This is a genomic window from Psychrobacter sp. AOP7-B1-24, from assembly GCF_052376215.1.
Taxonomy (GTDB): domain Bacteria; phylum Pseudomonadota; class Gammaproteobacteria; order Pseudomonadales; family Moraxellaceae; genus Psychrobacter.
Window position 1 is genome coordinate 37,002 of the sequence record NZ_JBQSVL010000002.1, and the last position, 17,864, is coordinate 54,865.

Here is a 17,864-nt window from a genome sequence, read left to right on the forward strand (position 1 = left end):
CTACTTATCAACCTATCTGACCAATTCAGTTTATCACTCCACTGGCAAGTTGTCAGTAATTGTTGGCGTTTCAATGCCTTGCATGGGTGACTGACCGTCTTGCGGTACTGGCGGGAACATCGGGCTGGTGTTTTGCTGCACATCGACCGCTTGCTCTGGTAACTCGCCAGCCATGTCATCAGGCAGTGGTTGCTCTACTGGCTGTGCTGGCATGTCGGCAGTAGGATAGTTAGGGTCAACGCCGTAAGGGTTGGGACGTTGATAGCCTGCGCTCATCATGATCTCATCAGCAATAGGCGCTACCTGCGGCATCTGTGCAATCTGAGCGCCGCCCTGCATCGCACTATATGCACTGCTAACACCAGTCTGCACTGCTTTAGCTTCAAGGTTTTTAATCTCACTGGCCGCTTTAAGCTCTTTAATCTCAAGCTCGCGCATCTTGATGTCGTTAGCAGCCTTAACCAATGCGTCTTTAATCGCCTCTTGCTGCGCCTTCTCGATCTCTTCTGGCGTCTGCTGCTGCTGCATCGCTTTGATATCTTCGATAAAGTTTTCTTTATGCGGGATATCCATGAGGGCAATCATGTATGGCATGGCTGCTACTTGCATCTCGGCTGGCAGGGACTTGACCGCCTCACTAAATGCGTTCAACTGCTGGCCACGATAGCTGTTGGTGCTTGGCACGTCTTCCAATGCGACCATGAGGCGTGTTTTCTGCACGTCATTAGACAAGTAAGTCTGTCCGGTCACAGGGTCACGCTCTGGCGCATTAATCATTACCGTTCTATCTTCTGTGACTGCATCGCCAGTGATAACGACCGTCTGCGGCTCGTTACCCATATCCTCAATGAGCATCGATAGCAGGAGCTCACCAACATTCTTACGCCCATCTCGGAAGTTGTCCATCATGTCGGCAAGTGATTGATTGCTCTGCTCGACCTGCAGTTGCTCTTGATAACCTGATTGCGCGTTACCTTGTCCACCTTGAAAGCTTGGCGTGATACCAGACGTGCGATTGATTGACTCTCTGTTCTCACCAAGCATCTGATAGTGTTGATCGGTCAACTGGTAATCGCGGATAATCTCAAAGCGCGCACCAGCTTTCGCCATGTGAGATTGATCGAGAACAAAATCAGAGTCAGGACGTGCTGCTTGCCTGCGTACCTGTGCATCAGTCATATTAACTGCACCTTTGGTACGCTCAGTACGTGTGACGCTCATACCCCAACGTAGTTTAGACAGTGCACTATTCAAACTATCTTGTGGGTACTTCATGTCACGCACATAACCATAAGGTATGCCAGTCGCGTCTTCTTTAAAGCCCCAAAACGGCACATAAGGAAAGTGTGTGTGCTGATAAGGACTTGGCTCGTCACTGAGTAAATGTGGGCCCAACCAATACGATCGGCGCATACGAGTAACTGTGGCTTTGATTGGCTTGGTCATGCCGGCAGCTACAGCCATCACATGGTTTTCATTATCTTCATCATATTCAACGACACGACCGTCAGGCGTCTTAATAACTGGCACACTCTCCCATCGGCGATACCAAACCTCGAAGATACACAGCTCTTTACGTGTTGTGTTGTACCAGCGCTCTTCTTGCAGCGTGTTACTACGACCTTCGCCCCAAGCATTACCCAGCCCAGTGCTTGAGCCGCCATCAAAGTTTGGCATGTTGTACCAGTCGGCACCATGACGACCGATCGACATAATCAGGTCTTTATGCTCAGGGAATGATAAAGCGATACGCTCGGGACGCAGCCACTTAGCACGCCTTAACCAGCGAGCATCGGACAAGTCTGACTCGACTGCGTTCATATCCCAATGAATCTCATTGCGATGAATCTTGCGGCAGCGGTAAGGATATTTGAATGGGTCTGTCTCGCGTGACACTTCAACCCAACCAAGGCCGCACTTAATCTGTGTCTCGAATGCATCACTACATGCTTTATCCGCTTTACTATTACGCTCAGCTTGATTGATTTTGTAATTGAGTGCATCTGCCACGTCTTGACCACCAACCTCACCGTTGGGCGTCACTCGCCAGTCAGTGCGTACCGACTGCTCATAGCCTTGGATTGCGCGCAAAGCGGGGCCAATTAGATTTTCAACCGCTGGCGGGAGTCCAAGCTCACGCTGCTTCTTTAATAACTCACCGTCTAGCTGATTACCATCGGCATAATCCATCTCTGAATCTGCAATAGCTCGCCAGCGCGGTTGCTCTTCGACCTCGTGTAGTATCTCTTGATACTCAACCAGACTGAGTGTTTGCTCATCGGCTGGCACGTCGTTTACTGCATCAGTCACTACGCCTGCGCTTATGTCTGTCGCTACGTTAATCATCTATCAATCCTCTACATTACGCGCCAGTCATCGGCGTCCTGTTCTTCATACGTGTATGTTTTATCCGACCTGCCGAGCAAGCCAGCCTCTTTTGCTTGTGCGTGTTGTCTGAGCGCATCGGCTGCTTCTGAGCAACCATTGGCTTTGTTCGGTCTATTCGTGTATCGATTGTCTTTACTGCTAAATACCTTCTTATAACCCTCGATGCGCTTGATACCGAGCTGGCAAGCCACTTCATCAAAGTAGTAAGACTTCATCGCAGCGCGTGTCTGTTGTATGCCAGTCATAAGCTCAGAAATAAGCGGCACGACTTCAAAGACTTCACCAGGCATTAAGTCCTCAAGCATTTCGCGTGTTGATTTATTGGTGTCTGATAGGCGCTTATGATCAGCGTCATGCGGCAGGTAGTGCGTGCCAAAGACATAGCCGTAGCTTCTAAGCTCAGCGACATAATGCTTTAGCGTCTCGTTATGCGCTTCGTAGTATCTTATCCAGCGGTCTTGGCCGTTCATGTGCTGCAAAAACCAAATAGCGCAGCCATCTGAGTTGCCAATATCCCAAAACGTATCAACCGGCACGTCAAGCTCGTCTATATGGCACACACCGCCACGCTTGCGCAGCTGTAGCATGTCTTTTGCGTAGTAATGGCCTTCTGTGCTGACTTGGAATGGCTCATCAGGGAACGATGGATACTCTTGCCACATGCGCTCTTCAGCGCCCACAAAGTCACTGTTCTTGATTGCGACGTACCAGGCACGTTGATCAGGATCGAGTTTCATATCGATACCCATATCGCGCTTAGCGATAATCTCTACCTGATCAAAATACTCATGCTCAGCGTCAGTGATATCGACTGAGCGCGAATTGACGCGATAGTTCGACTCTTGCCACCAAGCGTAAAAATGCAGGCGGTAATCTTTGCTCGATAGCTTCTTGCGTGAATAGAAATGCTTTTGCGCGGCTTGAGTGAGGCGGAAGAAGTCACCGTCACGACCTTCGGCGGTCGATTCAATGACCAAGATGCCGCTGGCAGGAACGGCAGGGATTGAGCCGGTCATTACTTCTTTAGCTTTTTCAGGGTATTTTGCGCAAATTTTGCCAAACTCTGAGATATGCAGGCGGTGAATGGTGCCAGAACGCATCGACGTGGCCACACGGATTGATGAGTTGTTATGAGCAAATAGCAACTCAATAGCGCTGTCTCTTGCCAGCGGGAAGCGCTCGCGTATCTCGGTCGGCAAGTTTTCGTAAGCAAACTTCACTTTATCGCGGAAGATAACCTCAGCCGCGTTCTTATCTTGTGCGATAATACCGCAGCGCTGGTCAGCGTTGAACAAAGCATGATCAAGCCAAAGTATGGCAATGAGCGTGGTAAAACCAAGCTGGCGCGCTTTTAGAATGATGTTGCGGTGCCAGAGTCTATCGATAAACTTTTTCTGTGCAGCATTCGGCTTAAATGGCACGACATAGCTCTCAGCTTCTACGTCTTCTTCGTCATCACCCTTAATCATAATCTTATACAGACAACCACTGAACACACGCCAATACGGATCAGCTAAGCATCTTGCCAGCTCAGCTGCATCGGTTGGGAGTGGGTTTAGAGAAGTCGTGTGGATTATCTCAGTCATCAACGTCTGCCTTCACGCCAATGCTATTGCCGGCAGGTTCGCCCTCATACGCGGGATCAGACTTAACTACGCCAAAGGCATTGCCGTTATTAGCAGCAATACTGTGTAGTAATGTGGTGAGTGCGTCGGCTGGCGAGTTATCTTCATCATCAAGACCATAGGCTTGACGCTCAAGCGTGACCAGCTTGGTCATAGTGTCTGCTAGGTCTTTCATCACTCGAACATGATTAGATAGCGATGTGACACGCTCATACGCTTCGAGCGCGCTGGCATCAATCACCTCTGCTTTGAGCGCTGCAATAAACAAGTCTTCTAAGCGCTGGCGGTTGTCTGCGCCGATCTGCGCTTTTAGATCGTCAAGCAAGGTCATTGCGATACTGCGAGCATCACCAATGTCTTGCCTGTGCGCCATTTTAATGTTTGCGTTAATCTGCGCGTTTTCTTCGATAGTCTGGTCGTCACTTGCCAGCGCTTTGACAGCACGCTTTTGCACAAGCGCATTGGTACGCTCTTTGATACGCTGCTTTAGGTCTTTAGTCCAGCCATGCTTTTTGGCTCGACGCGCAACCGTGCTCACATGCACGCCAAACTCTTTTGCAAGTTGCGCGTTTGTGCGCAAATCTGCGCGATAAAGCCGCTCGACTTCTTCCCAGTCAGTCGCGCCTTTGTTGTTTTTCTTGGCCATATCATACCCCGAAAGCCTTTAATAGCATGATGTTAGGCGCTGTACGTGAAAATTGCGAACCTTACAGGGGTAGTTACGCACACTGTGCAAGCTGGCGCGCAATTTTGTGCGCGTTTTGTGCGTTTTTATGCAATCATTGCTTTTTAAGCACAAAAAAAACCCCGCACTTGGCGGGGTTTTTCATTCCTACAACAAAGCTGGTTGGCTCTCGTTCTGCCCTGCTGTCAACTTGCGCAGTGCCTTGCGCATGTTTTTAAGCTCTAAATCCATCTTAGCAGTCGTCAGCGCTGCGTGATGACCTGATTCGATATTGCTGTACTGCAATGCCTCGCACATCATCAAATTGCCTAATACGCGGCTTTCCTTGGGCGTTAGCGTCAGCACAATGTTGTCACCAATATCTATCACTGTCGTACCATCTGGCAGTACGATCTTACTAATAACGCGGGCGGGCTTATGCTCAACTGTTGGCACATAGACGCCACGCTGCACGCGGTGAATCAAATCATCATTAACCAATGACGACAAATTGTCATCGATAATGGTCTGTTTTAAGTCCAGTACGTCAGATAGCGTTTCGCGCGTAACAACTTGCTCTTGATTGTGTAAATCAGTAACCGCGTCCAATACTCGCTGCTTATTTGTCATCTGCATGTGATTCATCCTCAAAATATTATATAATCAACATGCGAATAACATTGCTCTGTTACTTGCCAGCCAAAGCACCCATGCGACCAACATGGGTGTTTTTATTTATCTACCAAGTAATATTCACCTCAATAATGGGGATGTTAAATATCGACACATTAACAAGCGCTCTTTTTTCTTGTTTCTTTTTGCTAGGTGAAGGCAATGGTTGTTTGTCAATAAAAAACGTCTGTCTTTTTAGCCAATCAAGGTAGTCTTTCGATTTCTTTCGATTGCTCAAATGAGTTTTAAGCTTCAACCTCTTTTCTAGCACTTGCACCAAAGCGCTTAGCTCGCAAAAAGCTGTGGCAACATCCTGACTACCTACGCCGTTTGTGTACTCAATTTTAATATGCTGTGTGCTTTCCTTGCTTGAGTTCTGGTTAAAATAATTATAAAACCCTGTTGTTGACATATCTAATGCGGCACTAGAGTGAACCCTAGAAACGTAAAACCGTTCATCAGACGCCCTTACAACCAAGATGCACTCTCCTTTGAATGAAAGAGTCTCCCGCTTAACAACTGTTAACATATCCATCACTCGCTCACCTCGCTTATAAACTCACCCAGCGCCGCATTACCATCAACCTGACTATACAACCAAGCCAAATCACGCGAGTTATCAATCACAATATCGCCAGGCTTAAACTCAATAGCGTTCTCTGATACGTGATTGCCTTCGATACCACCACGGCCAACCAGGTGAATTAAAACGCCATGCTCACGCACAAGGTCTGCCTCATTTTCAAAACGTACATCGGGCACAATTACGTACTTGCCAGCATTTGATTCGCCAAACGTCTGTGCCACCGTGTCGTCGTTAAACGTATCGTCAACTACTGGATAGCTTTCATGTGCTGGCAAGCTATCCACATACTCATCAAGCGAGCCGTGACGCGCCAGCGTTTTAGATTTATTTTTCATTGATAGATTCCTCGTACTCCTTCACAGCATAAGATAGTAAATCGACCGAATCGCACAGCATTTCACAGTAAAATATCTCACCGCTGGCGTGCTCGTCTTCGTCGTACTCTATTAACGACTTTCTGACAGCTTTCGCTGCAGCAACCAGCGCTTTTAATTCCTCAGTCATCTATCGCTCCTATTCCCTGCTCTTTTTTCGCTGCAGCAACCAATGCCTGCTCGCGCTCTGTCTGATTACCACCTAGCTTCACTGGTACATTGCGTAGCGAGCTGGTACGACCGTCAATCGTAACCGTGCCTGCGACTGTTCGCGCTGTGCCCGTAAGCATTTTTACCTCTATCTTCATGTTTCCAACCTCCAATTCATTAGTGCTGTAAATACCCGAGGATCAATCCTATCTTTCCAGTCCATAGCTTTGGCTTTAACATGAGCTTCTTTGGCGGTCTTGTATGCTTGATAAGCCTCGTTGGGACAGTCGAAGTAACCTAAATGCAACCTCTTTGAGCTTACATTTAATTGCGCCTTATACTTGCCGCTAACTTTATGCAAATAAACACCTTGTGGCAGAACCCCTCTGCCAGCTGCACGGCTTACAAATAGCGAGTTCAATTCGCTAGGTACTAAACAACATGCGTCAGGACTATAAACTTTGTTATTAGGAACCAGTATGTCTTTGTCTAGTTGATAACCTATATCATTATATTCGCGGCCATTAAACCAATCAGCGAAATCTTGGAAGTCATGCCATTTTTCATCAACAACACACCCGATGTAAGTAGGGTTTTTCTTTTGGAATCTAGGGCTATAGCAGCGCTGAAACATACCATGCCATTTATCGTAAGCTGCTGTAGGTCTGCCACCAACAAGAGCTTTATGTCTTGTTTTTGAATTACATCCAACTCCGTAAATCAATCTATCCATAAAAATAATCCTTTTTTTTGTTTACAATACAGTTCGTGTAGAGCTTCAATATTTTTCAAGAACTTCAATTCCATGGAATGCAAGCATCATATGCCGACGCATTATGTAGTCTGTCTCTTTCGCTGTGGCCTTAGATTTAATATCCTCAACCACCAGCTCATTTTTCTCTACATCCCAATATCTAAAATCAGCGGTATATTTCATAGCTGGCTTGGCGCGCTTGGCGTTCTTGTACTTCACGCTTTTGACCAAAACATAGACTGGCTGAACCTCTAAATCCTTAATCTTGCCGGCACGCTCAAGTAGCTTTAACTCCTCATAGCGTTTTGCCTCCCTTGTACTGTCAAACTTAATGCCATCTATCGTTTTTTTGACCGCACCAAACTTATTAGCAGGCTTACCGTCTATTTCTCTGACCAATTCTTCAAGCTTCGACGGTCTTTTGCCTTTTTTTCGTGTTTTTCGTGCCAATTTACCGCCCTCCTGCTGTTTAAATTGTTCTTACACCCGAATGTACCGAAGCCAATAATAAATCGCTTACATCGTCATACAGTGCGTTTCCGCTTTTATCCCACTCGCACAACTTGCCGTTATCGCGCACCCCGTCAATCTCAATCGCGCTACATGAGTAACGCTGTAAATCGATGTTGTATGTCAAACCAATCACGAAATCTCCTGCCTTGGTCACTGCGACGTTTTTAAAGTACGTCATGGCGTTCGGCTTGCCAGCTTTGAGCGCTTGCTGGCGAGCTAGGTACTTCTGCTCGCCTGGCGTGTAGTCGGATGGGGATTTTTTCATATTAAAGGACTCTGTTTATTGCGCTGTTTTCCCAGTTATCAGCATTAAACCCATCGCCAATAAGCTCCGACCTAAAATTAAGAAACACTGTTAGACTACATCCAGCTTTTAAATACCAATAGTCATAACAAAGTGGTACACGATGCTTAGGGCTTAACCTTCTTTTCTTATAGCTGTAGAAATGAGCTTTACCATTACTATCAACTGCCGCGCTTTTGATCCACTTTGGTTGCCCTGCAAAGGTTGCCTGCGTTAAATTTTTCATTTGTCAGCCTCAATAGGATAGCGAGCCAAAAGACGGTCACGCAGCTTGATAGCTTCATCGTTTTTTAGGTGCGAGACTATCAAGGATGAAAAATGATTTGGATTACCGCCACTTTCCTTGTTATTTACTTGGTCTTGCCTGCTCTTAATAATCACGCCATTTTGGTAGAATTGAAACGATACAAATTTATGACTTTCATAATCATTCAAAATTACTGAGTGCTTGGTTATAAACTTATTCACGTGCTCACCTCCCAATCCTTACTACCGTTAATAAACTTTAAAAAATCCGTGTGGTTGATCTCATGCAAATTATTCAGCAAGACGCCCACTGCTACTGGACACGCCCGCTTAACTGCACTCACAACATCGTCATAGGCTGGCATGTCCGGCTGCTCAAATAAGACAATATCGTTAGAAACTGGCTGCCATGCTTTCGGGCTGCTGCACCAAGGCATGTCGATATGCACGAAGGCGATAAAATAGCGGTCTGGTTTGCTCATACCGACCCCTTAACCATTTCTTCGTGAGACTCCCAAAGCGTTGGCTCTTTGATTTTGATATCTGTGACTTCACCGCAGTGGTGGCACTTGGTTTTTTTCTTATTTTCAAGTCTGCGAGCGACTATCTGATTGCGAGCAAAATCACGCTTGGTATCATCTGCATATTTATCCAACCGTTTAGCCCAATCATCTAGCGCATCTGAGTAGCCCATGATTGCGTCAAAAGGATCAAGCACTGCGTCACAGTCTCTACACGTTATCCGCTTGTTAGCTCTATCGATGCTTACGTTGTTGTGCTCACACGATGTAACGACTCGATATTCTTTTTTCTCAAATTTAATAATGCTCATAGCGTCTTACTCCGTAGTAACTGTTTATTTATGCTGAAATTTTCCGCAACTCTGCCAATTTCTTACTAATCTCTTTATCCACCTCACTGCCCACTTCAACTGGATGGTGACTGTGTGCAATCTGACGCTCTACTGGTACTAGAGACAACGTGCCAGCCTCATGCTCGCTGCAAACCTGCTCATAAACCTTGCTGAAATAGCCCAGAAACTTGTTGTCTGCGGTTTTGAGCCTACCCATGCCAACTCTGTGCGCTGTTAGCTGTACGACATCGTGGAGCCACTGACGCTTGACGTACTTATCCTCGATCAAGCCGCTTTGACTGCAAGCGTTATCAAAAGCTTCTGTGGCTGAGGGGTACGTATCAATCTCACCTTGCTTGCATAGCTTGATAAACTTGTAAGCTCGCTCTACTGGATAATCCTGCTGCTTCATTGCTTGCCAGCGTCCACGTTGGTACTGTTCGCCGTTGATACCTGACTCTAGTAGCTCAACTGCCCATTCGCGTGCCTTGGCTGGTGTGTAACGATGGTCTTTGTTGTCAAACAATGCGCCGTACTCCTCCTTGAGTTCTGCAAAAAGATTTAAGACTTTAGCTGTAGCAGTCTGTATGGCTGTCGGGCTGTACTTCGATTCCAAACTCTTGGTTAAACTCTCGTTGCATCCGCTGCTGGTATTCTTCTGTAGTTTCTCTGCGAGGTTTGTTGTTAGCTGGTTGGTTGTTTGCATATCCGTTCCCCTGAAAGTTGTTTGTTGGCTGTGGGTGTTCTATCTCATCAAGCCACGCCTTAGCGTTCAACCAAGTGCTAGGATGTTTTCTATAACGTGGTTCTGAAGCAAGAATGATGGGTGTCTGTGCTTTTACAGCAATCATGATCGTTTCAAAAAGCTCAACTGGATTGCTTGGTTTCTTGTGGCTGCCTTTACCTGTGAATACGTTATTCCAAGTCTTCTCTGCTTGTCCCTTGCCCTTCTTATTTGGGTAAAGTTCATAGAACTCTTCAAAACTTTCATCAATCCAATCACCTGAATTATCACTGTCACTGGTATTCTTATTACTGGTAACCTTATTAATATTGGTATCCTTATCTGTCGGATTTACATCCGTGTTTTTACCTGTATTCTCGGATTTATTTCCGACCTTACTCGGATTTATATCCGTGTTTTTGTCCGTTTCACCGTTACTCGGATTTAAATCCGAGTTGATTTTTGCGTTCCATGTCTTACCTTTTTCAGTCAACATAACAAGGTCTTTTACGCCTTCTTTGATGTACACAATTAAGCACTTTTCTTCTAAAACTTTTAAATTACGATAAACAGTGTCGGCTTTTTTATAGACGACTGGCAGTTCATCCAGTACCTTGTTTCGTGAAACCCAGTAGTAAACATCTTCGCCTACGATATGCGTTTTAGCCCATGAGCTAGATTCGTTAAGCAAGTCAAACAAAGCGCCTTGAGCGACGTTTAAACCCCACTCGTGGCATTTAACATAGTTAATACGACCGTGGTATCTCATTTCGAGGCCTCCCATTCCTGCATAGTCTTGGTGCCTTTTTGTCGGTTGCACGACCGACAAAGTGTTTGCAGGTTTTCTATATCGTTACTACCGCCTTTTGCTACCGGCATAATATGATCGATACATAGGTTCTTACTTGCACCACAAGCAATGCAGCGATAGTCGCTAGCTTCAAGCACAGACCTCTTAACAGAATCCTTTAGCTTCTCTCTATGATTGCCACGCCCAAATAAATCATTTCTATCCCATGTGGCTAACGAAAAAGAGCTTCTGCCAAAGTCTGATGCAGAAATATTGCTAATTAAGTCTGCACAGCGCAAACAAACAAAAACATCCTGATCTATGTAGTCGCTATTCGCATCTTGGTCGCATAACTGGCACTTAATAACACCATTGCAGATAGTTGCTGGTGTAATCTCACCAATAGGCTGCCTTGTATCAACGTGAATGGATTTTTCTTGTTGTTCGGCTTGGTAGTCTCTGAATCTCATACCGCCTCCAATTCTTTGTTGCGCTCTTTCTCAAGCATCTCTGCAATCTTAGCCACGCCTGCTGCAGTAAATTTAACCTGCACTGTCACAAGGTTTTTACCGTTCTTGCCTGCATAGCTTGTGATTTTTTGAGTCATAAAGCCTTGCTTGATACGGTGCGAGTAAGCCCTTAACTTGCCTTTGTCATCGCGGTACATAAACCTTGATGACACTGGCTTGTTTTCATCGGTACAACGCGCTATAAACTTGCGCTCTGGTATGCCAACCGTGTTTGCTGTCTCACGTATGCCAAGAGAGCCTTTAGCGTGACTGAGCGTGTCTAATGCCGCTGCTTTAGGTTTTAACTCTGTGACTTGAGCTTGCGCCGCCTCTTTAGCTCTGTATTGCTCCGCCCAGGCAATCGCTGCATCTGCTGGATTTGTAAAGTCCGGTAGTGCTGGCATGACCGGTTGGCTGGCTTGCGCCTCCAGTTCTTGCCAGCGCTTAATCACCGCATATCTAAAACGTGAGTTATAGCCAGCGACTAAAGTGAGTGTTAAATCCTTGTTTAAACTAATCTCTGACGTATAGCCGCGACTATCAAAAACCTCTTTAAAATCAGCATCATCCATAGATGGATCATCTATCCGTGATAGCATTGACCGAATATCGCGTATGACATGCGAGTGATCTTTCTTGGTGAGCGCTGCGATTTCACGACTGCTCATTGTTTTGCTAATGTCAGTTACTTGCATAATGTTGTTCATAGATATATACTCCAATTTCTTAGTTAGTGTTTTGAGGCCTTTGAGTTCGCATCTCTTAGGCTTTTTTATTGCCCAGCTTTTTCCTTTTTATCTTTTAAATGATCCAGCGCTTGCAACATATCGCCAAGATCATGAATCTTTGCTTGCTGCTTTTCTTTATTTGGAATAAATATCCAGCCCTCAGTTGTTGAACCACTGAACACGGTATAAATATCCAAGTCGTGCTTACGCATGATCGACATTACATTTCTTGATGCCACCTTAGCCGAACACGTTAAATCACTTGCCAGCACTAGCTCTCTGCTCAGTAGCGCTTGTAGCAGCAAATTCTTATCGCTGATCGTGCCACTGATCGCCACTTCTGACTCGTACCGTGGGAATGCGTCGATAGCATAAAAAGACACGCCTCTTTGATTGCAGCGCACACGAGCCACTTTTAACCCCAGATTGCTTCTGATATGCGAAATATCGGAATATTGCTGAGAATACTCACGCTGCCTCTCTATGCTTTCGTCCTGCTGCAATACCTCTATAAACTCGCCAGCCTTTAGTTTTGCTACGATTGGCACACGACGCGCCTTGGCTTCTTTATACTCGCCAGCCTTAAAACCAAGCGCTCTACCTCGTGTAGTTGGTTTAGCTACCTTTTTAGCTACCTTTTTAGCTACCTTTTTAGCTACCTTTAGCTGCTTAGCCGCTGGCTTGGTGCGATCACCCTTCTGACGTAACTCAGCGGTGCCGTTATTGAGATTAAACATCGCATCAAGGAATGCATCTTGTGCTTTCGCTTCACGCTCTTTTCTAGCTTTCTGCCTTGCCAGCTCACACTCGTTCACATCATCAATGATGGTTTTTATCTTCACGCTTGGATCATCCAAGTTTGTGATGCCGACGTTTTTAGCAAACCACTCAACTGCATCGATTGGTGTTGCTGTGTCACTGACTTTTGGATAACAACTCATATCCGTAAAAATTTGCTCTCTTATCATGATTTCCCCCAAAATCCATAAATTGTGAATAGCACAAGTGCCGCTGCTACATGGGCGAGGATATAAACAACTTTCCAAAATGCCGCTTGGTCAGCTTCCTTGTCTCTCTTTTCCTGCTCGCATTCATCGATGGTCTGACGTGCCAGCCTTGCCTTGCGCTCATACTCTTGTTCACGCTCTAAGTGCTCGCTGGCACGTTTTGCGCTGAACTGCTCGCAAGAGAGTGGTTTGTTATCGGTGATCTTCATTTTCCGAACCCTAGCGTTAGCTGCGCTTGGTTTATAAGGTTTTGGAATATATTGCTATTTGCTTTTTTGGTCTTTTTACGTTCCGCCAAGCCCTTGCCGTGCAACGATCCAAGTGCTTTATCAAAGTTTTCTTTAGCGCAGATTTTATTGATTTCGTCTTGCAGTGATACGGTTTGGTTTTCTAGCTGCTTCCATATTTTTATGACCGCGTTTCTTAACTTGACGCTGTAACCAGTAACCAAAGTAAGAGTTAGTTCCTCATCTAACACATACTCAGTTTGTTGGCGGTTCATCCCATCTAAATAGATGCGCTCAAATCTGAGCGTATCTATTTCAAGCTCATTCAGCATAAGGGCGCAGTCACGTTTAACGTTCTTGTGCTCCTTGCCTGTTAGTTCTGCAATTTCACGACTGCTCATCTTTAAGTCGCTGCTGAATAAATCGCTAAGTATTAATTCCATATCGTCCTCACTTAAAAATGATGTTGATAAAATCAGGCGAGTTGACACTGGTGCGTAGCATGGTCGCCATTGCCTCGGCGGTGCGACGGTCGCAGTAAACATCGTCTTTATCTTTTAGCTTCACACCTAGCACGGCGGCCAAGATTGCAAACAGCTCAAGGTCGCCCTTGCCTTCGGTCGTGTCTTTGATACGGCTCATTTTGCTCTCAGTGATACCGACTGCATCTGCAACGACGTTTTGCCCCTTGTCTGCAATACGCTGCAATAAAATGCGGTGGTTGTCTCGTGCGATCTCACGGTGTTCGTTTGATAATGCGTGTATCGGGGTGTGGCACATGGTTATGCCTCCTCTGGTTGTAGTCCGCTACTAATGAGCTGGCTAATATCGTTAATATTTGGATTGGTTCTAAATGCAGGTTTGATTTCAAAGGCTGTATAGCCGTCATCGTCCTGCACAATGAATATGTTTCGATTTTTGCCACTTGCTTGCTGGACAGCGCCCTGCGTTACCCCTAAAAGATCAGCAAGTGGGTCTTGCTTATACATTCTTACTGCTTTTTCTAGCGTTAGGATGTCCATAAGTTTGCCCTCTAAGTATCTTAGGTATTAATAATAGCACCACTATTATATTAAATCAATAGCTACGGTATTTGTATTAATAGCAAAGCTATTACAAAATACGCAAAAACCAATAAGGAATCGTTATGAGCAAGGTTGAGTTGACAGAGGCGCAGCTAAAAGATGCCGCTAGACTAAAGGCGATCTATGAGGCTAAAAAGATTGAGGCGCGTAATAAAGGCAAGAAGATAAGCCAAGAAACTATTGCAGCAGATTGCGGATGGACACAGGGCGCAGTAGGTCACTTTTTAAATGGCCGTACAGCTTTGAGCTTGGAGTCAGCAATAAAACTGGCTGAGTCACTACAAGTACCAGTATCAGACTTCTCATCGTCTTTAGCTAAACAAATGAGTGGTGACAACTTTACGGTGCAAGGAAAATCCAAGTTTAAAAAAGCGCCGATACTAAATTACGTGCAAGCTGGTTCGTTTTGTGATTATTTTGATGATGCGATTGTTGAAGAAGGGGCGCCCTATAACACAGAACTACACGGCGATGATTGTTTCTGGGTCGTGATAGAGGGTAATAGTATGATTAAAGACTTTTACCCAAAGGACATGGTGCTAATCAGTCCAAGCAGGCAGCCAAAAGCGGGTGACTTTGTAATAGCGCTTAAAAAAGGCGAGAATGCAACCACATTTAAGAAATGGAGGCCAAGAGGTTTTGATGAGCAGACAGGGAGGGAGTATAGCGAGCTTGTGCCATCAAACGAGGATTATCCTATTATAGATAGCAGGTTTTCACCTTTTGAGATTTGCGGTGTAGCTGTGGAGTACAACAAGCTGCTTGTGTAGTAAAGCTCAATAACCAAGCCGCCTCATGAGGCGGTTTTTTATTGTCTAAAATAAATAATAGTAGTTTAGCTATTTATTTTTGCTAATTAATAGTTGAGCTATTGACTATTATTAATAGTATTGCTATTATAACCACATCGCAAGGCAAAACGCAGACGACGCAGCGATCACTAGCTGTCAATGCTGAATTAACCAACGGTCTATGACCACTACTACGGAGATAAAAGCATGGAATTTGAATTTACGGTATTTCTTGATAGCGGCGAAGAAATTACCACAACTGAATGGGTTCATGATGTTGATGAGCGCATGGAGGATTTGCGCGAACAATACGGCGAAGACTGTCGCTCTGTTATGGCTAAGCCTTTGAATCAGGAGGATGTATGAGCGAAGTAGATATAAGGGTGCTTAACGCGTATAGAGCAACATCAATCTACACAGTCAACGCGGTAAAAGCAGCAATAGAGGATATGGGGCAGAGTTTAGCGACCAGTTAGCCGCATCAGCAATGCAAGGACTTATTCAAGCCCACGCTGGCAAGCAAGTGAGTAGCGTTCAGATAGCGCTGTCAGCAGTGCAACACGCCGACGCTTTAATCGCTGCGCTTAACGTCAAAATTCAGGCATAAAAAAGCCCCAATCAGCATGAACTGATCGGGACATAACACTCTACTACGGAGTAATTAGATTATGACAGGTTTATTAGAACGAATCAACACTGGCAGACACGCCAGCCCAATCGAACTATCAGGTTCAGAATTAGCAAAAGACGCCTTACGTGGCCGCAACCATGATGACAGTTTGATTTTATGCGCTGTGTCAGATGTTAGTGATGCAGATGCAATTGATGAAATGTTTGTCACGTACATTCATTGCTTTCACGGTACGCAGTTTATATCCGACCTTGGTGTGCCGCACCTATACGCAGTGCCAGTCAGCGAGACAGGCAACCCATTAACCAGTAGTGAATTAAGGAGTGCGATGTGAATAAGTTACTAGTCAGCCTATTACTGGCAGCCATTGGAACATGGTCGGTCATTGCTTTTGCAGTCGCGCCAAACGCTGTAGACAGCGAATTTGCAAATCAAGATGCACAAGTCGAGCGTCACAAGTTGATGCTGGCGGGTTACTACGAGGACAGTGATTTTGATGCTGATTTGAATGATGTTGAATACGAGATGTCAGACAAAGCCAAAACAGCGGCACATGCAAACAAGGTTATCGCGGAAGCGTATGGGAGAAAGTCATGAGTCAGTACCAACAATCACAAGCAGGCTGGGAATGGTCGCAGGAAGACGAGCGACGCTGGCACGCTGAGCAGGCGCTTGCAGCGACTCGCCAGCCGACCGACAAGCAGGTAGATGACCGCTTGCTTGCTGACTTTGACAGTATTTTTATGATGGATAAGGAGAGCAACTGATGGCTATCGTGACTTTTGTATTAGGTAATTCAGGTGAAGGCAAGTCATTCAGCTTGAAGCACTTGGACCCAAATCTAGTGGGCGTTATCAACGTCAACAACAAGCCACTACCCTTTCGCGGTGGCCATAAATTCAAAAAAATGGCGACTGACAACGCTGAGCGTATTAAGCAGGTCTTATTGCAGTCGAAAGCACCGGTCATTGTCATTGATGATTTTCAGTACGTCATGGGCAATGAATACATTGGTGGCGCTAATCAAAAATTCACTGGTGACGCTGCTTTTCAGCGCTACAACATCATGGCTTATAACGCCTGGTCAATCATCAACACTGCTATTCGTGAAGTGCCAGACGATAAGCGCGTTTATATCCTCTCGCACATCCAAGAAGATAACGGTAGAAGCAAGATTAAAACCATTGGCAAGATGCTCGATGACAAGATCGTCCTAGAGGGCATGGTAACAATGGTTTTGCAGACCACCATCCAAGACAACAGCCACTTCTTTATGACCAAAAATAACGGCTTCAACACCGTTAAAAGCCCTGAAGATATGTTCAAGTCTGACCTTATTCCGAACGACCTTAATGCTGTAGATGACGCTATTTGCGAATACTACGGTTTACTTAAAAACCCATACCAACAGCCAGAACAGGCTTAATTCTTCAATCAGGAGAAGCACCATGAATCAGCAATCACAACAAGCCTTTTGGCAACTCGATAAATCAAAGGCCGCTAAAGTTGGCCAGTCAAACTACATCACTGGTGATACTAGCGATGTTTATAAAATACTTAGCGCAGCATGGAAGACCAACACTCGCATGAGTCCGGCTGTTCATAACTTAACGGTTCATATTATGAACGCTGACAAGTCAACGGCCATGATTGAAATCCCTTACGCTGACGAATCAGGCAAAAGCTGGTCAGGTGAAAATATTATCAACGCCATGATGCTTTGCGCCAACGTCCCTTCACTATCACAAGTGCAAGGTTCGCACCAAGAGTACGACTTCGATCAACAAAAGGACGTAACCGTCAATGGCATGGTGGCCCCTGAGCTGGCTGGCAAGAAGGTCGGTATGTTCTTAACTGATAGATACTACTTTCATAAAACGAAGTTTGAGGTTAAACGCGGCGCACCTGATCTTTTCAATGTCTTTGACGCTGAAACGCGCCAGTTACCGCATGAAAAGGCTAATAACCAGCCAGCAAACCCCGAGGCGTTTAACACCGTGACTGAGGCAATGATTAAGTACAGCGCGAAGTCTAAAGAGAAGGCTGAGAACGAAGCTGCAATGAACGGTCAGCCGCAAAATGGTTTCAATAATCAGATGACTAATCAAGGTGGACAGCAAAACAATAGCGTTACTTATCAGCGCGGGGCGCCAGCGCAGCAGAGCAATAACGCACCAGCGAACAATCCAGCATCGAACAACGCCCCGATGGTTGACGACATGGATATTCCATTCTGAGGAGCT

At 45.6% G+C, this 17,864-nt stretch carries 31 protein-coding genes; 7 read left to right on the plus strand and 24 right to left on the minus strand.

Features of this window, described 5'->3' with window-relative positions; translation table 11 throughout:
* Positions 1-33: 33 nt before the first annotated feature.
* The 24 genes from ACT3QP_RS00690 to ACT3QP_RS00805 all read right to left on the minus strand — a co-directional run bounded on the left by ACT3QP_RS00690 (position 34) and on the right by ACT3QP_RS00805 (position 14,136).
* A complete protein-coding gene (locus ACT3QP_RS00690; RefSeq protein ID WP_444524083.1) occupies positions 34-2,346 on the minus strand; it encodes a portal protein in 2,313 nt (770 codons plus the stop codon).
* Between the two features lie 11 nt (positions 2,347-2,357).
* Positions 2,358-3,974, minus strand: coding sequence for a terminase (locus ACT3QP_RS00695; protein WP_444524084.1), 1,617 nt, complete (start codon positions 3,972-3,974; stop codon positions 2,358-2,360).
* A complete protein-coding gene (locus ACT3QP_RS00700; protein ID WP_444524085.1) occupies positions 3,967-4,659 on the minus strand; it encodes a hypothetical protein in 693 nt (230 codons plus the stop codon). The genes ACT3QP_RS00695 and ACT3QP_RS00700 overlap by 8 nt, the downstream gene beginning before the upstream one ends.
* Positions 4,660-4,845: 186 nt before the next feature.
* Positions 4,846-5,313, minus strand: coding sequence for a hypothetical protein (locus ACT3QP_RS00705; RefSeq protein ID WP_444524086.1), 468 nt, complete (start codon positions 5,311-5,313; stop codon positions 4,846-4,848).
* Positions 5,314-5,416: 103 nt separating this feature from the next.
* The gene (locus ACT3QP_RS00710; protein WP_444524087.1) at positions 5,417-5,884 is read right to left on the minus strand and encodes a hypothetical protein; all 468 of its coding nucleotides are present in this window, start codon (positions 5,882-5,884) and stop codon (positions 5,417-5,419) included.
* Complete coding sequence (locus tag ACT3QP_RS00715; RefSeq protein WP_444524088.1) at positions 5,884-6,270, minus strand: deoxynucleotide monophosphate kinase family protein; 387 nt, start codon at positions 6,268-6,270, stop codon at positions 5,884-5,886. The genes ACT3QP_RS00710 and ACT3QP_RS00715 overlap by 1 nt, the downstream gene beginning before the upstream one ends.
* On the minus strand, positions 6,260-6,439 hold the full coding sequence (locus tag ACT3QP_RS00720; RefSeq protein ID WP_444524089.1) for a hypothetical protein: 180 nt from the start codon (positions 6,437-6,439) through the stop codon (positions 6,260-6,262). Before ACT3QP_RS00720 ends, ACT3QP_RS00715 begins: the two co-directional genes overlap by 11 nt.
* On the minus strand, positions 6,432-6,617 hold the full coding sequence (locus ACT3QP_RS00725; protein ID WP_444524090.1) for a hypothetical protein: 186 nt from the start codon (positions 6,615-6,617) through the stop codon (positions 6,432-6,434). Before ACT3QP_RS00725 ends, ACT3QP_RS00720 begins: the two co-directional genes overlap by 8 nt.
* A complete protein-coding gene (locus ACT3QP_RS00730; RefSeq protein ID WP_444524091.1) occupies positions 6,614-7,192 on the minus strand; it encodes a hypothetical protein in 579 nt (192 codons plus the stop codon). Before ACT3QP_RS00730 ends, ACT3QP_RS00725 begins: the two co-directional genes overlap by 4 nt.
* Positions 7,193-7,237: 45 nt before the next feature.
* Entirely contained in the window at positions 7,238-7,663 is a 426-nt protein-coding gene (locus ACT3QP_RS00735; RefSeq protein WP_444524092.1) for a DUF1064 domain-containing protein, read from the minus strand.
* A 19-nt stretch (positions 7,664-7,682) separates the two neighbouring features.
* A complete protein-coding gene (locus tag ACT3QP_RS00740; RefSeq protein ID WP_444524093.1) occupies positions 7,683-7,904 on the minus strand; it encodes a hypothetical protein in 222 nt (73 codons plus the stop codon).
* A gap of 88 nt (positions 7,905-7,992) precedes the next feature.
* Positions 7,993-8,256 (minus strand): hypothetical protein, encoded by a 264-nt coding sequence (locus tag ACT3QP_RS00745; RefSeq protein WP_444524094.1) that lies wholly within the window; start codon positions 8,254-8,256, stop codon positions 7,993-7,995.
* Entirely contained in the window at positions 8,253-8,498 is a 246-nt protein-coding gene (locus tag ACT3QP_RS00750) for a hypothetical protein (RefSeq protein ID WP_444524095.1), read from the minus strand. Before ACT3QP_RS00750 ends, ACT3QP_RS00745 begins: the two co-directional genes overlap by 4 nt.
* On the minus strand, positions 8,495-8,758 hold the full coding sequence (locus ACT3QP_RS00755; RefSeq protein ID WP_444524096.1) for a hypothetical protein: 264 nt from the start codon (positions 8,756-8,758) through the stop codon (positions 8,495-8,497). Before ACT3QP_RS00755 ends, ACT3QP_RS00750 begins: the two co-directional genes overlap by 4 nt.
* Positions 8,755-9,108 carry a hypothetical protein gene (locus ACT3QP_RS00760; RefSeq protein WP_444524097.1) on the minus strand — a complete coding sequence of 118 codons (354 nt, stop codon included), beginning with the start codon at positions 9,106-9,108 and terminating at the stop codon, positions 8,755-8,757. Before ACT3QP_RS00760 ends, ACT3QP_RS00755 begins: the two co-directional genes overlap by 4 nt.
* A 28-nt stretch (positions 9,109-9,136) precedes the next feature.
* A complete protein-coding gene (locus tag ACT3QP_RS00765) occupies positions 9,137-9,745 on the minus strand; it encodes a replication protein P (protein ID WP_444524098.1) in 609 nt (202 codons plus the stop codon).
* Positions 9,699-10,622 (minus strand): hypothetical protein, encoded by a 924-nt coding sequence (locus tag ACT3QP_RS00770; protein ID WP_444524099.1) that lies wholly within the window; start codon positions 10,620-10,622, stop codon positions 9,699-9,701. Before ACT3QP_RS00770 ends, ACT3QP_RS00765 begins: the two co-directional genes overlap by 47 nt.
* Positions 10,619-11,113, minus strand: coding sequence for an HNH endonuclease (locus tag ACT3QP_RS00775; RefSeq protein ID WP_192518066.1), 495 nt, complete (start codon positions 11,111-11,113; stop codon positions 10,619-10,621). Before ACT3QP_RS00775 ends, ACT3QP_RS00770 begins: the two co-directional genes overlap by 4 nt.
* Complete coding sequence (locus ACT3QP_RS00780; RefSeq protein WP_444524100.1) at positions 11,110-11,859, minus strand: Rha family transcriptional regulator; 750 nt, start codon at positions 11,857-11,859, stop codon at positions 11,110-11,112. Before ACT3QP_RS00780 ends, ACT3QP_RS00775 begins: the two co-directional genes overlap by 4 nt.
* Before the next feature lie 65 nt (positions 11,860-11,924).
* Entirely contained in the window at positions 11,925-12,848 is a 924-nt protein-coding gene (locus ACT3QP_RS00785) for a hypothetical protein (protein WP_444524101.1), read from the minus strand.
* Positions 12,845-13,096: a hypothetical protein gene (locus ACT3QP_RS00790; RefSeq protein WP_444524102.1), complete on the minus strand. Its 252-nt coding sequence runs from the start codon at positions 13,094-13,096 to the stop codon at positions 12,845-12,847. The genes ACT3QP_RS00785 and ACT3QP_RS00790 overlap by 4 nt, the downstream gene beginning before the upstream one ends.
* The gene (locus ACT3QP_RS00795; RefSeq protein WP_444524103.1) at positions 13,093-13,557 is read right to left on the minus strand and encodes a Rha family transcriptional regulator; all 465 of its coding nucleotides are present in this window, start codon (positions 13,555-13,557) and stop codon (positions 13,093-13,095) included. Before ACT3QP_RS00795 ends, ACT3QP_RS00790 begins: the two co-directional genes overlap by 4 nt.
* 7 nt (positions 13,558-13,564) lie before the next feature.
* On the minus strand, positions 13,565-13,894 hold the full coding sequence (locus tag ACT3QP_RS00800) for a CII family transcriptional regulator (RefSeq protein ID WP_444524104.1): 330 nt from the start codon (positions 13,892-13,894) through the stop codon (positions 13,565-13,567).
* Positions 13,895-13,896: 2 nt separating this feature from the next.
* Positions 13,897-14,136 carry a hypothetical protein gene (locus ACT3QP_RS00805; RefSeq protein WP_444524105.1) on the minus strand — a complete coding sequence of 80 codons (240 nt, stop codon included), beginning with the start codon at positions 14,134-14,136 and terminating at the stop codon, positions 13,897-13,899.
* A gap of 125 nt (positions 14,137-14,261) precedes the next feature.
* Between ACT3QP_RS00805 and ACT3QP_RS00810 the strand changes: the two genes are divergently transcribed.
* From ACT3QP_RS00810 to ACT3QP_RS00840, 7 genes are all read left to right on the plus strand, one after another.
* Complete coding sequence (locus tag ACT3QP_RS00810; protein ID WP_444524106.1) at positions 14,262-14,969, plus strand: LexA family protein; 708 nt, start codon at positions 14,262-14,264, stop codon at positions 14,967-14,969.
* Positions 14,970-15,197: 228 nt separating this feature from the next.
* Entirely contained in the window at positions 15,198-15,356 is a 159-nt protein-coding gene (locus ACT3QP_RS00815) for a hypothetical protein (protein WP_444524107.1), read from the plus strand.
* A gap of 302 nt (positions 15,357-15,658) precedes the next feature.
* Positions 15,659-15,955: a hypothetical protein gene (locus tag ACT3QP_RS00820; RefSeq protein ID WP_444524108.1), complete on the plus strand. Its 297-nt coding sequence runs from the start codon at positions 15,659-15,661 to the stop codon at positions 15,953-15,955.
* Entirely contained in the window at positions 15,952-16,218 is a 267-nt protein-coding gene (locus tag ACT3QP_RS00825; RefSeq protein ID WP_444524109.1) for a hypothetical protein, read from the plus strand. Before ACT3QP_RS00820 ends, ACT3QP_RS00825 begins: the two co-directional genes overlap by 4 nt.
* Positions 16,215-16,388 carry a hypothetical protein gene (locus tag ACT3QP_RS00830; protein ID WP_444524110.1) on the plus strand — a complete coding sequence of 58 codons (174 nt, stop codon included), beginning with the start codon at positions 16,215-16,217 and terminating at the stop codon, positions 16,386-16,388. Before ACT3QP_RS00825 ends, ACT3QP_RS00830 begins: the two co-directional genes overlap by 4 nt.
* Entirely contained in the window at positions 16,388-17,047 is a 660-nt protein-coding gene (locus tag ACT3QP_RS00835) for an ATP-binding protein (protein ID WP_444524111.1), read from the plus strand. The genes ACT3QP_RS00830 and ACT3QP_RS00835 overlap by 1 nt, the downstream gene beginning before the upstream one ends.
* 22 nt (positions 17,048-17,069) lie before the next feature.
* Positions 17,070-17,858, plus strand: a complete 789-nt coding sequence (locus ACT3QP_RS00840; RefSeq protein WP_444524112.1) for a hypothetical protein — start codon at positions 17,070-17,072, stop codon at positions 17,856-17,858.
* Positions 17,859-17,864 lie beyond the last annotated feature (6 nt).

Coding starts and splice junctions, on each gene's coding strand:
- ACT3QP_RS00820 (WP_444524108.1), top strand. CDS start 15,659: ATGACAGGTTTATTAGAACGAATCAACACTGGCAGACACGCCAGCCCA.
- ACT3QP_RS00810 (WP_444524106.1), top strand. CDS start 14,262: ATGAGCAAGGTTGAGTTGACAGAGGCGCAGCTAAAAGATGCCGCTAGA.
- ACT3QP_RS00800 (WP_444524104.1), bottom strand. CDS start 13,894: ATGTGCCACACCCCGATACACGCATTATCAAACGAACACCGTGAGATC.
- ACT3QP_RS00725 (WP_444524090.1), bottom strand. CDS start 6,617: ATGAAGATAGAGGTAAAAATGCTTACGGGCACAGCGCGAACAGTCGCA.
- ACT3QP_RS00780 (WP_444524100.1), bottom strand. CDS start 11,859: ATGAACAACATTATGCAAGTAACTGACATTAGCAAAACAATGAGCAGT.
- ACT3QP_RS00830 (WP_444524110.1), top strand. CDS start 16,215: ATGAGTCAGTACCAACAATCACAAGCAGGCTGGGAATGGTCGCAGGAA.
- ACT3QP_RS00705 (WP_444524086.1), bottom strand. CDS start 5,313: ATGCAGATGACAAATAAGCAGCGAGTATTGGACGCGGTTACTGATTTA.
- ACT3QP_RS00785 (WP_444524101.1), bottom strand. CDS start 12,848: ATGATAAGAGAGCAAATTTTTACGGATATGAGTTGTTATCCAAAAGTC.
- ACT3QP_RS00720 (WP_444524089.1), bottom strand. CDS start 6,439: ATGACTGAGGAATTAAAAGCGCTGGTTGCTGCAGCGAAAGCTGTCAGA.
- ACT3QP_RS00715 (WP_444524088.1), bottom strand. CDS start 6,270: ATGAAAAATAAATCTAAAACGCTGGCGCGTCACGGCTCGCTTGATGAG.
- ACT3QP_RS00695 (WP_444524084.1), bottom strand. CDS start 3,974: ATGACTGAGATAATCCACACGACTTCTCTAAACCCACTCCCAACCGAT.
- ACT3QP_RS00755 (WP_444524096.1), bottom strand. CDS start 8,758: ATGAGCAAACCAGACCGCTATTTTATCGCCTTCGTGCATATCGACATG.
- ACT3QP_RS00795 (WP_444524103.1), bottom strand. CDS start 13,557: ATGGAATTAATACTTAGCGATTTATTCAGCAGCGACTTAAAGATGAGC.
- ACT3QP_RS00690 (WP_444524083.1), bottom strand. CDS start 2,346: ATGATTAACGTAGCGACAGACATAAGCGCAGGCGTAGTGACTGATGCA.
- ACT3QP_RS00815 (WP_444524107.1), top strand. CDS start 15,198: ATGGAATTTGAATTTACGGTATTTCTTGATAGCGGCGAAGAAATTACC.
- ACT3QP_RS00760 (WP_444524097.1), bottom strand. CDS start 9,108: ATGAGCATTATTAAATTTGAGAAAAAAGAATATCGAGTCGTTACATCG.
- ACT3QP_RS00730 (WP_444524091.1), bottom strand. CDS start 7,192: ATGGATAGATTGATTTACGGAGTTGGATGTAATTCAAAAACAAGACAT.
- ACT3QP_RS00835 (WP_444524111.1), top strand. CDS start 16,388: ATGGCTATCGTGACTTTTGTATTAGGTAATTCAGGTGAAGGCAAGTCA.
- ACT3QP_RS00790 (WP_444524102.1), bottom strand. CDS start 13,096: ATGAAGATCACCGATAACAAACCACTCTCTTGCGAGCAGTTCAGCGCA.
- ACT3QP_RS00740 (WP_444524093.1), bottom strand. CDS start 7,904: ATGACGTACTTTAAAAACGTCGCAGTGACCAAGGCAGGAGATTTCGTG.
- ACT3QP_RS00700 (WP_444524085.1), bottom strand. CDS start 4,659: ATGGCCAAGAAAAACAACAAAGGCGCGACTGACTGGGAAGAAGTCGAG.
- ACT3QP_RS00805 (WP_444524105.1), bottom strand. CDS start 14,136: ATGGACATCCTAACGCTAGAAAAAGCAGTAAGAATGTATAAGCAAGAC.
- ACT3QP_RS00710 (WP_444524087.1), bottom strand. CDS start 5,884: ATGGATATGTTAACAGTTGTTAAGCGGGAGACTCTTTCATTCAAAGGA.
- ACT3QP_RS00840 (WP_444524112.1), top strand. CDS start 17,070: ATGAATCAGCAATCACAACAAGCCTTTTGGCAACTCGATAAATCAAAG.
- ACT3QP_RS00745 (WP_444524094.1), bottom strand. CDS start 8,256: ATGAAAAATTTAACGCAGGCAACCTTTGCAGGGCAACCAAAGTGGATC.
- ACT3QP_RS00775 (WP_192518066.1), bottom strand. CDS start 11,113: ATGAGATTCAGAGACTACCAAGCCGAACAACAAGAAAAATCCATTCAC.
- ACT3QP_RS00770 (WP_444524099.1), bottom strand. CDS start 10,622: ATGAGATACCACGGTCGTATTAACTATGTTAAATGCCACGAGTGGGGT.